Raw genomic sequence first — 14,080 nt, forward strand, 5'->3', positions numbered from 1 at the left:
CTCTTTCTTGCTTTTCGTACCATGCTTGTGTTCTGAGATGGAGAGCTTTATTGTAAACTAATCTTACACAGCCCAAAGTGCGCCGCAATAGCGACTCTTGTTCTGGTGTGGGGTAAAATCGGTAAGAATAGGCTTTTTCCATGTCTTACATTCTGGCATATATTTGGTAAATGCGCTAGTATTTAACGGTAAAGCCGTCGTAGAACGACGGGGTTTTAACCCAAATTTTCGATAAGTGATTGAATACATGGATAATTTTAACCCCAAATTAACGGCTCTGGCTCTTGTCTTGAATGTTGAGGAAAATCTCGAAGATATTTTTCGGAAAATAGCTAGTATGAGCGCTCATCAATTGCAAGCGCGGCACTGTTCAATTATGTTAAGCTCTCCACAGGAATTAAAAGGGGAAATTACCGATTATCTAGAAGTTTTTGCCCATTATGATGATCTATCACCTTTGGCTGATCAAGAAATAATTAAACTCGATCAAGTTATTGCCGACAGTGTAGCGGCCACAGGGAAACCTTTACTAATTAAGGATATCACTCGATCGCCATTTTCCACTGCAGCCCCTTATCCCAAAAGATCAAATAATAATAGTTTTATCTCCGTACCGATTATCCTAAACGAGCAGGTAATCGGAGTAATTAATCTCAGTTTTCCCCTAGACAAAAAACATTTTGAACCATTAGATTTAGAAATCTTGCAGTTATTCGCTCAACAGGCTGCCCAATCCCTGCAAATTTTTCATTTGCAAGGGATATTAAAATCTCGTTTTGTGGCTATGGCAGTGACTAGAGAAATAGCAGAAATTCAGTCCGAACATTTGATCGCTGTCCCTCCTTATCCCCCGAAATTAGCCAAAATTGTCGCTAAGGCTTTTTTTAAAGAATTAACTCAGGCTGGTTTTGGAACCCATCAAGTTATTGAGATTGCTAATGAGGTTTTGAATTTACTACAAAAGACCCTTAATAAACATAGAAATCGTCTGGAAGGAAAAGATTGAGTCCTAGTCAAGGGTTAAAATCGACTAACTTGCCACTCCGGTGCAGTCCTAAGAAGTAATTGAGATAGTTAACAGCTTAATTGTCCGTTGTTTACTGATTACCGCTGCCGTCCTGCCGTCCTAATTCATAGACACCACAGGCAACACAGGCGAGAATACCGACACTAATCGGCCAACTTTTTCCTAAACTAATCTCGATTAACCAATCGGAGAAACCGCCGACAATGAGAAAGGGAATAATACTAAAGATAGAGGCATAAAAAGCATTTTGGGATTCTCTGGCGACGCGAGTTTTTTCAAACTCCTCTAGGGAAGTATAGAGGAAACGCTCGGCAAAATTAAACCAGCCATAGAAAATTTCTATAAACCAATTTCGCACCCCAGCTAACCCCAGATACAATGCTAAAGACCAGAGACAGCTACCGGCAATAAAGGCCGGGGAAATATTGATAGTGAAGGGCAGAAAGTCGATTACCATAAATGAGAGCCACAGAAGTGGTAAATTTGAGCGAGCGGCTTGATCGATCTTAACAAGTCTTGACCCTTGCACCAAAAAGTTGACATCCTCACCGCCGGGGCCGGACGGTGATTTCCAAACCTGACGATTTGGGTTTCTGTTTGGGGTTCCTTGCCGGGTTTCGCAGCTGCCTTGACAGATTTACCCCCCTCTGGTCAACAGGTCGCCACCAAGACTGGGAAAATGGGGAAATGGCGAAATTCAACTCAAACCCCTTAGCTGATTTCTCTGTGTTCTGACATGGAGAGCTTTATTGTCAACTAATCTTACACCGCCCAAGGTGCGCCGCAATAGCGACTCTTGTTCTGGTGTTGGGTAAAATCGGTAGCGATAGGCTTTCCCCATACCTGACGTTCTGGCATATATCTTGTAAATGCGCTAGTATTTAACAGTAAATCCAACCTAGAACGGCGGGGTTTCAGACCCAATTTTTTTGATGAAAAGTTTTTTTAAGAAACCTTATCGGTTAGGAATTTTGATGCTTGTATCGACAAGTTTAATGGCCTGTAGTGCCTTAAACTATAGCTCTTTTGCGGAACTCGGATCATCTTTCTCTCCCTCTCCTTCTCCCTCTCCCTCTCCTTTAGATGCGGCAACTTTACTTGTTTTAGAGAATAAAATCTATCAACAGGTCAATCGCTATCGTCAATCTCGTAATTTATCTCCCCTACTGTTAAATCGAGCAATTTCGCAACAGGCAAGATTACATAGCCAACGTATGGCCGCGGGTTTAGTTCCTTTTAGTCATCAAGATTTTGACAAAAGAGCGCAAACTATTGGTGTTTCGGTTCCCTATCAAGCGGTGGGGGAAAATGTGGCAGTTAATCAAGGTTATGATGACCCGGTAATGATTGCTGTGGATGGCTGGATTAAAAGTCAAGGTCATCGGGAAAATATGGAGGGAGATTTTGATAGTACCGGGATTGGAGTAGCGACGGATAATCAAGGGAAGTTATACTTTACTCAAATATTTTTAAAACGTCAATCCGCTCCCGTTTCTACTAATCCTCTTAGCTACGATCCTATCCAGAATCAATCTTTTTTAATCACCCTCGAAGAAAACACTAATTATCAAGTTAATCGCTACCGAATTTCTCAAAATTTACCGCCCCTACGTCTCGATGCTCGTATTAGTCATGAAGCTCGCTTATTTAGTCAAAAAATGGCCCATAAACAGGCTCCTTTTAGTCATGATGGTTTTGAGGGAAGAGTCAAGGCAGTACAAAGGAAGATTCCTTTAGAAAAAATGGGCGAAAATTTGGCTTTTATGAAGGGATATCCTGACCCCGTTAGCGTTGCCGTCAAGGGTTGGATTAATAGCCCCGGCCATCAAAAAAATATGGTTGGTGATTATAATCTCACCGGTATCGGTATCGCTAAAAATAATGTTGGCGAATATTATTTTACACAACTTTTTGTTAAAAAGCGTTGACAAAATCCCCCCAATGATATTTAAATTTAATTACCAGTTTTTAACATCAGTTATCAGTTATCAGTGATCAGTTATCAGTTATCAGATTTGAGTTATCAGATTTGAGTTATCAGTGGACAGTCTTAAGTAAGGAGTATTAAATGGCATTAACAGTGCTGTCTTTTTACTGTTTACTGATTACTGTTTACTGTTTACTGATTACTGTTTACTGTTTACTGTTTACTGATCACTGAAAAAAGCTCTCCTAACCCCTAACTATATGAACTTAGATAATTTTCAAGTGTGCGATCGAGATTTAAGCGATGACCTATTATCCCGTTATTTAGGGGTTAATTCGATCGCTGTAGATACAGAAACTATGGGATTAATTCCAGGGCGCGATCGACTGTGTTTAATTCAACTCTGTGATCCCAGTGGTTTTGTCACCGCTATTCGGGTTTTTAGGGGGCAAACAGAGGCTCCTAATCTGAAAAAGGTCATGGAGGATGAGCAGATAGAAAAAGTCTTTCATTTCGCCCGTTTTGATGTGGCTCAATTGTCCCAAACTTTTGCCATTGCCACTCAACCGATTTTCTGTACCAAAATCGCCAGTAAACTGGCTCGGACTTATACCAGCAGTCACGGTTTAAAAAGCCTCGTGCAGGAATTGGAAGGGATAGAATTAGACAAAACCGCTCAGAGTTCTGATTGGGGAAATGCCGCTAATCTTACCCCAAAACAACTGAGTTATGCTGCTAACGATGTGCGCTATTTATTGTCAGTGCGAGATAAATTAATTGTGATGCTGCAAAGAGAAGAAAGATGGGAATTAGCCCAAAAATGCTTTAGTTGTATCCCCATCTTCACCGCTTTAGATTTACAGCAATACAAAGATATATTTGAGCATTAGTCGGCAAAAGTTACAGCCTATATTTTGCCAATAATACCAAATCGGTTTTTAATAGTATGATTGACTCCCAATCGAACCTTAAAAACCCAGTTATGGATTATTTCTCCCCACTCCCCACTTCCCCACTTCCCCATTTCCCCCCGCAACGCGCACGAAGTGGTCTCCCCACTCCCCTCACTGGTTACCGACAACTGAAAATGCTCTCTACTGCCAAAAGCTGCCAAGATCACAAAAAAGACCGCTATGATCGAAAATAGAAATCATCGTCATTGGTAGAGAATAGGTAAAAAATCTATGACATCTTATGCGGCCTCCTCTGCACGAGCCGAAATGAGCGAACTTCGGCGCCTAAAAACCCTACTACCGCCAGAATTACAAAGTTGGGTAACGGTAGAAGGTTCCACAGAGGTTAACCCCCCCCTGATCCGTTGTGAAGAAATTGGCAGAGATGAGGTAGAAATTCAGATAGATTTAGCCAAATGGGAAAATTTAGCCATTGATCAGCGTAATCTGCTCTTTTGGCATGAAGTCGCCAGGATTCAAAATGATAGTATTCCCCGGGAAGGCTGGGAAATGGCCGCCCTCGCTATTGGCTTAGGTGGTGCGGTGGGGGAATTATGGGTACAGGATGGTTTATTATTGCTTTTGGCCATGGGATTATGTGGGATTTCCGGTTATCGTCTCTGGCGCAAAAATAATGGCGATAAAATTCTCAAAGAAGCGATCGAAGCCGATGAAAAAGCGATCGCCCTGGCCACCCGTTTCGGTTATTCTCTCCCCAACGCCTACAAGAGCCTAGGCAGTGCCTTTAAAACCCTAATTGAACAAACCCCTAACCGTCGTCTGCGTAAGCGTTATGAGACCCGTTTAGATGCCCTGAGAAAGGGTGCAGCCAAAGCGAAGGCCCAAACCCAAGGCCGTCCGCCCCTAGGTGAGATTCGTTAGCCGATAATTACAGGTAATCTCTGACATTACCCATTGGTATTTGCGGAAAAGTGTAGTAAACATTTAAGTAGGTCATCAGGCCTTGTTCATCTATCAAACCACCTCTTTGTGTCGATGACTTCCCAAATTCCTGAAACACGTTTTCTGATCATTCCGATGGAGTATCCGGTTTTGCGGATGCCGGATCGCTTGACTGTCTTGGAAGCAGTACAGTTCAAGGATCTGTTTCACCATCTCATCGCCCAAACACCCACTCCCGAAAAAGTCATTCTGGATCTGAATGCCACTCAATTTATGGATAGTAGTGGTGTCGGTGCTTTAGTCCATAATCTCAAAGCGGCCAGGGCAGAAAATATCGAGTTAGTGCTGGCTAACGTCCATCCCCCAGTGATGGGGGTTTTATCGATTACGGGACTAGATCAATTATTCACTTTCCAAACCTCCCCCCTAGCAGCCCAAGAAAAGAGCTTTACTGCCAATGAAAACCATCTACCGGAAACCCATCCCTCGATTCGCAGTTGGTTAAAGCGCGGTCTTGACATTGTTGGTGGGATCGTGGGTTTATTAATCACGGGGGTTATTTTTATCCCCATTGCCATCGCTATTAAGTTAGACAGTCCGGGTCCAATTTTTTTTAGTCAAACCCGCTGCGGTTGGTTGGGAAAGGAATTTAAAATTCTTAAGTTTCGTTCCATGTGTGTGGATGCAGAAGCACTCAAGGATAAAATCCCCAATCAAGCGGAGGGAGCTTTTTTTAAAAATAAAAATGATCCGCGGATTACCCGGGTAGGAAAATTTTTACGTCGCACCAGTTTAGACGAATTGCCCCAGTTTTGGAATGTGATCACCGGTGAAATGAGTCTTGTTGGCACTCGTCCTCCCACCCCCGATGAGGTGGAACGCTACGATGTTCCCCAATGGCAACGTTTAGATGTAAAACCCGGTATGACCGGGGAATGGCAGGTGAATGGTCGCTCTCAGGTGCGTAATTTTGAAGAGGTAATTCAACTAGATTTGCGCTATCAAGAAAATTGGAGTTTAGGCTACGATCTACAACTGATTTTTAAAACAATTTTGATTCTCTTTCAAAAAAACAGTGGTGCCTTCTGAAGTCTTAAATTCCCCTTCTTTCCCCCTCCAATTCCATCTACAAGTCCAGACGGAATTGGCAGCTTTAATCCCAGTCCTACAATGGTTTGAATCTCACGGCCGCTCTTTTCTACCCGACTCGGTGCTTTGGCAGTGTAAGGTGGCTTTAGCAGAAGGATTTACTAATACTGTCCGTTACGCTCACCAACATTTACCACCGACCACACCGATCGATCTAGAATTAACTTTACAGTCCCATTCTCTAGAAATAAAAATATGGGATCACGGTCAACCTTTTGATCTGCAAGCAAAACTTGATTCTCTACAGCAACATCCCGTCGCACCTTTGGAAATGGAAGGCGATCGAGGATTAATTTTTATGCGTTCTTTTACTGATACTTTACAATATATCCGCACTGCCAGAGGGAGAAATTGTTTAATTCTCCAGAAAAGTTTTTAAGCTAATTTATCCCTTGCTAGAAACTCTGTCCATGGCACAGGTTTCCAGACGAGAAAAAAGAATTATGCCACCCCCCACACCCCACACAAGGGTGGGGAGATGTCCCCAGGGTGCTTTGAGAGAGAAAGTAATTTGATCGTAGTATAACCACTTGTTATTAACTCGCCAACCGACTTTTGTTCCAAAAGCGTTCCATTTTTGTTGATCATAATTGCCGCTTCCTCCCAAACTTTCATAGATTCTTTTCTGAACAGATATACCGAATTTTCCCTGACTATATTTTAACCAGAGTTGATTGATAGTGGCTAAATCTTCACGGGGAAAGTTATCTATGTCTTCTATCTTCAGATATTTTTCTTTAGTTCGATCGGCAACTTTTAAGAATAGATTAGCCGTTTCTTGATCTGCCTCTTGCCATTTTTCTTGCGCTAAGAAATCCCGTAGGTTAGTGTAATCAATTTCCTTGGCACTTTTGAGGTTAATTTCCTCCCTGGTGGCGGCTGGAAAAACTGGCAAAACCGTTTCTTGAATTGTATTCTGTGATCGGGGTTTTGGCGGAATCACGACGGCTAATTTTACTGCTAACTCTTGCAGGACTTCCCCGGCTGATTGATAACGTTTTTTGGTGCCAAATTCAATTAATTTATCTAAAATTTTACCTAATTCAACACTAACAGGATTATTAATCAGGTGCTGTATCCATACCCATTCATGTTCACTCACATCGAATAATTCAAAGGGAGATATTCCCGTTAATAAATAGATACAAGTGACTCCCAAACTATATAAATCACTGCTATTAATCGCTTTGCCATTGCTTTGTTCTGGGGCGATATATCCCGCCGAACCGATCACTGTTCCTGTCAGGGAAAGATTAGCAACATTCATAAATTTAGAGGCACCGAAATCAACTAAAATTATTTTATTATCGCTGCGTCTCCTAATTATATTAGCTGGTTTAATATCCCGATGAATGACTCTTTTAGCATGGATAAAATCAAGAATTGGCAAAATTTCTAATAAAAGATGTTTGATCTTTTCCTCATTGAAAACTCCCTCGCTTTGTAATTCTTGTTCTAGATTTTCTCCCTCAATATATTCTTGAACAAGATATTGTCGCCCATCATTGCTGGTAAAATAGGCATAGAGGGAGGGAATTTGTGGGTGTTGACCGAGATTATCTAAACTAATCGCTTCTTCTTTAAATAATTCCGCCGCTTTCTTGAGAGCATTACTGCCTTGAGCGCTAGGAAAAAATTGTTTAATCACACAATAAGGTTTAGAAGGTTTATCCTCATCAATTGCTTGAAAAGTTTTACCGAAACCTCCTTGACCAATTAATTTTATAGCACGATAACGATCTTTTAGTAATAATTGAAAGCAACATTTTTGACAGAATTTATCTGTAGGATCATTGTTATATAGACAATCGGGATTAAGACATAAACTCATGGCTTGTTTAAACAGGGATAGGTAAAATGTTTCAGTGAGCAGTAAACAGTAAACAGGTATAAAGATAAAGATAACTAACTAATTAACTTAAAACTTACATCTGATAACTTAAAACTTACATCTGATAACTGATAACTGATAACTGATAACTGATAACTGATAACTGATAACTGATAACTGATAACTGATAACTGATAACTGATAACTGATAACTGATAGCTAAATCGAGGTTTCTTCCTCTAGCCAAATTTCTGGCTGTTGATTTAATAAAAGCTGGGCTGCCTCTAACATATCATCGACAATATCGCGCAAATCTGTCTTATTATCGATATAAGCTTTTAACGCTTCCATAGGATCTAATTGATTACCCACCCCTAATTCCGGTAAACGGGGACGGGTTAATTGACTAATTAACTCAGCCCGAATACTATAACTATGGGCAGTTTTTAATGCTTCGTCAAGCTGATTGGTGTTGATTAGTTCTAATTGTTCACTGCGAATTTTATAAACTAAGCGGATAACTGCTTCCTGAATATCGTGTTTTTTGAGAGCTTTCAGCAATTCTTTTTGGGGGTTTTCTGCCTCGGAAACATCCACTTCGATGGAACGGAAAGGACGCACGGGTAAAGGACAAAATTCCCATTTAACCTCTCCTTTAGCCACTTCTATTAAAACATAGCCCTTATCTTCTTTTTCCTCGCTAAAATCCACTCGATCGATGCTCCCGGGATAGATAATGGGCGGATCATTGCTAGGATTAAGATTTTGGTGTTTGTGAACATGGCCGAGGGCAACGTACTCGAATTCTGGACGATTTAGCAGCGATAAAGGTACGGTAAAACCTTTACCAACCGCTAAAAATCTTTCTGCTCCTAAACTAGCTCGATCGGCCATTAAATGGGCTAATAAAACTGTTGGTAAACTTGTATCTAATTGGCGAATTTCTCCTTCTAAAACTGGTTCCAAACGGTTAATTAACAATTCATTTACCCCACTCAAGGATAAACCCTCGGTTTCGGGACGGGTTAAGAGAGTGGCGCGGGTTAACCAAGGTAAAGTAATTACTTGGATATCGCCGTTGCGGGTGGTGATGCGATGGGTGGTCAGGCGATCGCCAACAATAAACCCCGGCACCGCTAGGGTACGATAGATGGAGAGACTGACACCGCCATTACCCTGAGAATGTTGATCGTGATTACCCACTAATAACACCGTCGGGATATCAGCATCGGCAAGACGACGGAATTGACTGGCAAAAGCTTCGTGTACAAAAGGAGGAGGAGTGGCATCGGGAAAGGCATCTCCCCCAAAAAGCACTAGATCCACAGGGGAGGCAATAGCCCGATCGATACAGAGGCTCAAACTGCCCATAAAATCCTCTAAACGCGTGTTTAATCCCGTTTTTGGGTTTAAACGCCCATGGGAAAAACCACTCCCCATGTGAATATCCGATAAGTGCAGTATTTTAATCATGGTAAAGAAAAAACAGGCGCAATTAAGTACACCTGTTCAGGATTATTTTCCTAATTTTTTATCGCCATCTTGACGACGGCGATCCCGCCATTCTGTAGTCGTCAGGTAGAGAATGCCACCACTAACGACAACGAGGAGAATTAAGGCGACTAGAAAGAGAGTGTTAAGAATCAGGGATGTTTCCATGGTATCTATAGATTACCTAGAAACCGTTACGACCCCAAACCACCATGGCGATCGACCAAGTGAAAAGGGCGAGAATGCTAACCCAACCAAGTGTCAAAATATCCATAATTGCCTTTGTTAAACGAAATACTTAGGAGTTGACACTCTCCGCCCTAAAAGTGCGGAGATTCTTGGGCTGAATCTTGCCGCTACTAGCAGAGCTAATTTTGGTCTTACAGTTTCATGTCTAGTCCGACTACACCTACAAGGTAAGCACTCTTAAAGACTACTCCCCAAGCGTAAATTTCTGTGTGTCCCACAGTATTTAATTGTTTTTCGCTCTTACCATGTGGACTTACGATGAAAGCTTTTGTACCAGTGATGGTTAGAGATTTAGGGATTACGGAGTGTCGCTTGTTTCCTGCGTTCCCAAAGTCAACGACTCAATTTAATGCTAACATAAAGTCGCCCTAAAGGGCGAGGTTTTCAACCCAAATTTTCGATAATACTTCATCAGTGACTCCGTTTTAGAGAGGCGATCGTGCAAATTACGCTCAAGGAAAGAATCGAATCCATACAGGTGGGGAGTATCTCGGCGCTGGCTTTCCTGGTTCCCTATCTGCTATTTTTAATTGTCGATCGAGTATTTTTAGGGGAATCGCTCACAGTAATTGGCACTTTTGTCAAGATATCCGGGGCGATAATTAGCGGATTTCTCTTTGGTGTCACCTATCGTTATGTCGTCCGTAACGATGATAATCCCCATCTCAAAGATGGTACAGTGGCAGCTTTTGCCCTAGTCCGCGGCCTAGTTCCCCTACAATTATCCACAGACTTGATCGCCGACAGTGGGCGCTTAAGTCTCTTTCTGGGAGAGAGCTTTATCTGTTTTTTATCCTCTCGTCTGCTGTTAGAGTTGACTAAGCTGCGCCAATAACCGACTCAGTTATCAGTTATCAGTTATCAGTTATCAGTCATCAGGTGCGAGTTTTCAGTGAATAGTATTAAGGGACAAGCTCGGAGCTGCTTTTTTACTGTTTACTGATCACTGTTTACTGTTTACTGATCACTGATCACTGAAACATCACCCCACACCCTATGGCTATTTGTATTCCCGTTAATTTACCCGATCGCTCCTATGATATTCTGATCGAGAAGGGCAGTTTAGCCAATCTCGGTGCAGAAATGAGCCAGTTAAGCTTAGGTAAAAAGGTTTTATTGGTTTCTAATCCCGAAATTTTTGAGTACTACGGGCAAATAGCGGTTAATTCCCTAGAAAAAGGGGGATTTACCGTTTCTACTCATCTGATCCCCGCCGGCGAAAATTATAAAACCCTCGATTCGATCGCCCAAGTTTATGATAGCGCCCTCGCTCACCGGTTGGAACGTTCCTCGACTATGGTTGCCCTCGGTGGTGGTGTGATCGGGGATATGACGGGATTTGCGGCAGCCACATGGTTACGGGGTGTTAATTTTGTCCAAGTTCCCACCACCCTCTTAGCGATGGTAGATGCTTCCATCGGGGGTAAAACTGGTGTCAATCATCCCCAGGGCAAAAATCTGATCGGGGCGTTTTATCAACCGAAATTAGTTCTGATCGATCCTAACGTGCTTAAAAGCCTACCCGTGCGAGAATTTCGGGCAGGAATGGCAGAAGTGATTAAATATGGTGTAATTTGGGATGCCGAGTTATTTAAACAGTTAGAAGACTCGGACAATTTAGCTAGTTTTTCTCAGATCGATGGCCAGCTATTGCAAACAATTATTACAAAGTCTTGCCAAGCTAAAGCAGATGTGGTAAGTAAAGACGAAAAAGAAGCGGGTTTGCGGGCGATCTTAAACTATGGTCACACGATCGCCCACGGCATTGAAAGTTTAACCGGATATACTAAGATTAACCACGGGGAAGCGGTGGCGATGGGGATGGTGGCAGCAGGAGCGATCGCTGTTAAACTGGGAATGTGGACGGAAGCGGAAAATCAACGACAAACGGCGTTAATTGCCAAAGCTGGCTTAGAAACACAAATTCCGGCCTTAAACCCCGACCAGATGATCGAGACGCTTACTGCCGATAAAAAGGTGAAAGATGGCAAGGTTAGATTTATTTTACCAACGGCGATCGGCCAAGTCACCATTAGCGATCGAGTTACTCCCTCCATGGTAAGAGAAGTGTTAACCCCAACCGAATCCGGGCAATAGACGTTTTTTCAATTAGGGAATGCTTCCGATATGACGACTGACTCAATACAAGTTACTGCTGAAGAAATTGCTCAGTTTCGGACTGAATTAGCGGATAATCCAAGGGCGATTGCTGCTTTGGATGCAATTGAGGATTGCGAAGGTTATCTTGAGGATGCTGTACCGTTACTGCTGATAGAAGCTGGTACAGAACCCGATAGATCGATCGGTGATTTGTTGGAAAAATGCCGCCAATTTATCTGTCAAGAGGAAGTTAGAGAAGCCTTAGAATCGGGTATGATTGCACCTGCTATAGAACCGATTTCTATGGGTGCTGGTATTCCTCCCGGTGTGGCAACAGCGATCGGTATTTGCGCCTTTAAATTGGGGATGAAAAGAGTTTGTGCTGATTGTGCTGACTAAATCCCTGTAGCTGTAAAACCGGCCCAGTAGTAGGGATTGGCAAAGGGATAGGGTTGGCGTTCTCTAATTCTTTCCAATGATTTTTGATATATTTTGCGCTGTCCTGGTCGCAGTTGGACAAGATGTTTGTCTATTTGCGGCTGATATTGTTGTAGAAATTCGTCTAACTTGTCAATGGTTAAATCCTGCAACCAATATTGAGCTTGTTTTAAGGCAACTGCTACAGAAATATTGAGATTAGCATTGAATAAAATCTCATAAAATTTAATCATCAAAAATGAGGTTGATAAATCATTAACTGTCCATAAACTACTGACAACGCTGGGACTTCCTGCAAACAGAAAACCACTGGGTAAACCGATATATTCATCGCTGATAGAGTTTAAATCAATTAATCCAGTTTCGCAAGCAGAAAGCACAACCAGACGAGATTTTTTGAAGTTTAATTCAAAGATTTCACCTAAAGTTAAGAGTTCTTTATTAGCTAATAATAAAGCAGAATCAAGGGAATTACCAGGGTTAAAGCCTCCATGACAGGAGAAGTGATGGCAGTGGCTATCTGAAGCTTTTAGATGAGAGGTAACGGCGTTTTTGGTGGCGTTATCTTTGGCGATAATTTGGCTTTGATTAAATAGGGTTGAAATAATATTAACTTCTAAATCGGTGAAAGTTAAGTCTTTAGTTGGGTTTTGGATAGCGAAAAGTTTATTAAAGTCGGAATTGTTGAAACTTTGGGCAATTTGCAATAGTTGGCAACTAGGGGCGTATTGTACCCCTTTGGGGAATAAATCGTGTAATTCTGATCCCCCCCTGCTCCCCTTAAAAAGGGGGGAGTTATTGACGGGTAAGGCGTGTAAAGGTAAGATATGTAGGAAGCGATGGGGGATAATAATTAAGCGTTGACAAGTGTTAGGAATGAGTGCCAGAATATCATTAAGGTGTAGGGTGTCGGCGAAGGTTTGCAGGAGGTTGGGAAGTTGATTTATCCATTCTTCCTTACCTGTTTCGGAGTAGTAAAGCTGTAGATAATTATCGCTTGCGTCAATAAATGACTGTAAATCTGCTTCTGAGGATTCCCAATATTTAATATCCCCATCAGAAGACACAATAAAGGCTAATATTTTCTCACTCGTAATATACCATTGCAGCAGACAAGTTTCGGCATCGGTTAATGCCTGAATATCCTTAAAAGTGATAGGTTGAACTATTTGAGTCTGCTTGAAGTTAGGATCAATAGAGATGATTTTTTCATCGATAAAATCTTCCCAAGCTTGCCGATATTCTTTAAGATGGCTATCATCAGAAATGTAGGGCGTTAAGTTGTCATTACTGCTGATATTCTGGTTAATACTTCGACTTTGTAGGCGAATTTGTTCATTAACCCACCTTTGGCGTAATTCATCGAGTTTGTCAATTATTTCTTGACTAACCCCTTGCGGTTTGACGTTTTTCTGCGTCATCAATTCCACAAGATTTCGCGTTTTACTGCGTTCAATGTATTCTAATGCTTTCTCAGGCTGATTGAGGTTAAGATGCGCTTGCACAATGCGATGGAAGACACTAATAGCATTAGAGAGGGTTTCTTGGCGACTTTGGGGGTTAAGTGCCTCTAGTCGGGCATTTTCGACGGCTTCAATGGCGATATGATAGGCTTCTGTGGCGGGTTGCCATTGTTTTTCGTTGTAGTGTAAAATGGCTAAATTGTTGGCAGTTAGCAAACATTTGAGAGGATCAGCTTCTTTAGTCCAGATTTTTAAGGCATTGTGATAAGATGCGATCGCTTGTTCGAGATTCTCTGCTTTATCCCCTCTGATTCTTTCTGAGTAAGCAATAGCCAGACTATTCTGTGTAGCAGCCCAATCTTGGGGAAAAGCCTCAAAAGTCCTCACTTTCAAAGCTTCCGTGCAACCGGCGATCGCTTGTTCGAGATTCTCAGCTTTATCCCCTCTGATTCTTTCTGAGTAAGCAATAGCCAGACTATTCTGTGTAGCAGCCCAATCTTGGGGAAAAGCGTCAAAAGTATAAACTTTCAAAGCTTCCGTGCAACCGGC

Annotated in this window: 16 protein-coding genes and 1 pseudogene; 9 read left to right on the top strand and 8 right to left on the bottom strand. The window is 42.0% G+C overall.

All coding sequences use genetic code 11. The features are described from left to right. The coding region (locus IM479_RS14635; RefSeq protein WP_287686063.1) for a helix-turn-helix domain-containing protein at positions 1-142 on the bottom strand (142 nt) is incomplete at its 3' end. A gap of 105 nt (positions 143-247) precedes the next feature. Between IM479_RS14635 and IM479_RS14640 the strand changes: the two genes are divergently transcribed. Next, positions 248-1,006: a GAF domain-containing protein gene (locus IM479_RS14640; RefSeq protein WP_286825615.1), complete on the top strand. Its 759-nt coding sequence runs from the start codon at positions 248-250 to the stop codon at positions 1,004-1,006. 91 nt (positions 1,007-1,097) lie between these two features. Here IM479_RS14640 and IM479_RS14645 read toward each other — a convergent pair whose 3' ends face one another. Further along, the gene (locus IM479_RS14645) at positions 1,098-1,484 is read right to left on the bottom strand and encodes a hypothetical protein (RefSeq protein ID WP_287686053.1); all 387 of its coding nucleotides are present in this window, start codon (positions 1,482-1,484) and stop codon (positions 1,098-1,100) included. A gap of 267 nt (positions 1,485-1,751) precedes the next feature. Continuing rightward, positions 1,752-1,868, bottom strand: a pseudogene (locus IM479_RS14650) (helix-turn-helix domain-containing protein); the annotation flags it as partial. Positions 1,869-1,959: 91 nt separating this feature from the next. Between IM479_RS14650 and IM479_RS14655 the strand changes: the two are divergent. The 5 genes from IM479_RS14655 (at position 1,960) to IM479_RS14675 (ending at position 6,338) form a co-directional block, all read left to right on the top strand. Further along, the gene (locus IM479_RS14655) at positions 1,960-2,955 is read left to right on the top strand and encodes a CAP domain-containing protein (protein WP_287686055.1); all 996 of its coding nucleotides are present in this window, start codon (positions 1,960-1,962) and stop codon (positions 2,953-2,955) included. Between the two features lie 259 nt (positions 2,956-3,214). Then, entirely contained in the window at positions 3,215-3,844 is a 630-nt protein-coding gene (locus IM479_RS14660) for a ribonuclease D (RefSeq protein ID WP_287686056.1), read from the top strand. Positions 3,845-4,138: 294 nt separating this feature from the next. Further along, the gene (locus IM479_RS14665) at positions 4,139-4,789 is read left to right on the top strand and encodes a DUF3318 domain-containing protein (protein WP_286825618.1); all 651 of its coding nucleotides are present in this window, start codon (positions 4,139-4,141) and stop codon (positions 4,787-4,789) included. Positions 4,790-4,903: 114 nt separating this feature from the next. Then, on the top strand, positions 4,904-5,899 hold the full coding sequence (locus tag IM479_RS14670) for an anti-sigma factor antagonist (protein WP_287077170.1): 996 nt from the start codon (positions 4,904-4,906) through the stop codon (positions 5,897-5,899). Beyond that, entirely contained in the window at positions 5,886-6,338 is a 453-nt protein-coding gene (locus tag IM479_RS14675) for an ATP-binding protein (protein WP_286825620.1), read from the top strand. The genes IM479_RS14670 and IM479_RS14675 overlap by 14 nt, the downstream gene beginning before the upstream one ends. A 6-nt stretch (positions 6,339-6,344) precedes the next feature. Here the strand turns inward: IM479_RS14675 and IM479_RS14680 are convergent, their stop codons facing one another. The 4 genes from IM479_RS14680 to petN form a co-directional block, all read right to left on the bottom strand. After that, complete coding sequence (locus IM479_RS14680) at positions 6,345-7,790, bottom strand: serine/threonine-protein kinase (protein WP_287686057.1); 1,446 nt, start codon at positions 7,788-7,790, stop codon at positions 6,345-6,347. Between the two features lie 219 nt (positions 7,791-8,009). Further along, the gene (gene sbcD / locus IM479_RS14685; protein WP_287686058.1) at positions 8,010-9,263 is read right to left on the bottom strand and encodes an exonuclease subunit SbcD; all 1,254 of its coding nucleotides are present in this window, start codon (positions 9,261-9,263) and stop codon (positions 8,010-8,012) included. Between the two features lie 42 nt (positions 9,264-9,305). Continuing rightward, positions 9,306-9,449 carry a hypothetical protein gene (locus IM479_RS14690; protein ID WP_002768280.1) on the bottom strand — a complete coding sequence of 48 codons (144 nt, stop codon included), beginning with the start codon at positions 9,447-9,449 and terminating at the stop codon, positions 9,306-9,308. Between the two features lie 16 nt (positions 9,450-9,465). Next, positions 9,466-9,555, bottom strand: coding sequence for a cytochrome b6-f complex subunit PetN (petN, locus tag IM479_RS14695; RefSeq protein WP_012265708.1), 90 nt, complete (start codon positions 9,553-9,555; stop codon positions 9,466-9,468). A 414-nt stretch (positions 9,556-9,969) separates the two neighbouring features. Between petN and IM479_RS14700 the strand changes: the two genes are divergently transcribed. The 3 genes from IM479_RS14700 (at position 9,970) to IM479_RS14710 (ending at position 12,029) form a co-directional block, all read left to right on the top strand. Continuing rightward, positions 9,970-10,365 (top strand): hypothetical protein, encoded by a 396-nt coding sequence (locus tag IM479_RS14700; RefSeq protein WP_287686059.1) that lies wholly within the window; start codon positions 9,970-9,972, stop codon positions 10,363-10,365. Positions 10,366-10,526: 161 nt separating this feature from the next. Next, on the top strand, positions 10,527-11,627 hold the full coding sequence (gene aroB / locus IM479_RS14705; protein WP_287686060.1) for a 3-dehydroquinate synthase: 1,101 nt from the start codon (positions 10,527-10,529) through the stop codon (positions 11,625-11,627). Between the two features lie 30 nt (positions 11,628-11,657). After that, positions 11,658-12,029: a hypothetical protein gene (locus IM479_RS14710; protein WP_287686061.1), complete on the top strand. Its 372-nt coding sequence runs from the start codon at positions 11,658-11,660 to the stop codon at positions 12,027-12,029. On the opposite strand, the gene IM479_RS14715 is transcribed toward IM479_RS14710, so the two are convergent. Beyond that, positions 12,026-14,080 (bottom strand): CHAT domain-containing protein (locus IM479_RS14715; protein ID WP_287686062.1); only part of this gene is annotated, 2,055 nt, incomplete at its 5' end. The two genes, IM479_RS14710 and IM479_RS14715, sit on opposite strands and share 4 nt — an antisense overlap.

Source organism: Microcystis sp. M165S2 (genome assembly GCF_020245885.1).
In the GTDB taxonomy this organism is placed as follows: domain Bacteria; phylum Cyanobacteriota; class Cyanobacteriia; order Cyanobacteriales; family Microcystaceae; genus Microcystis.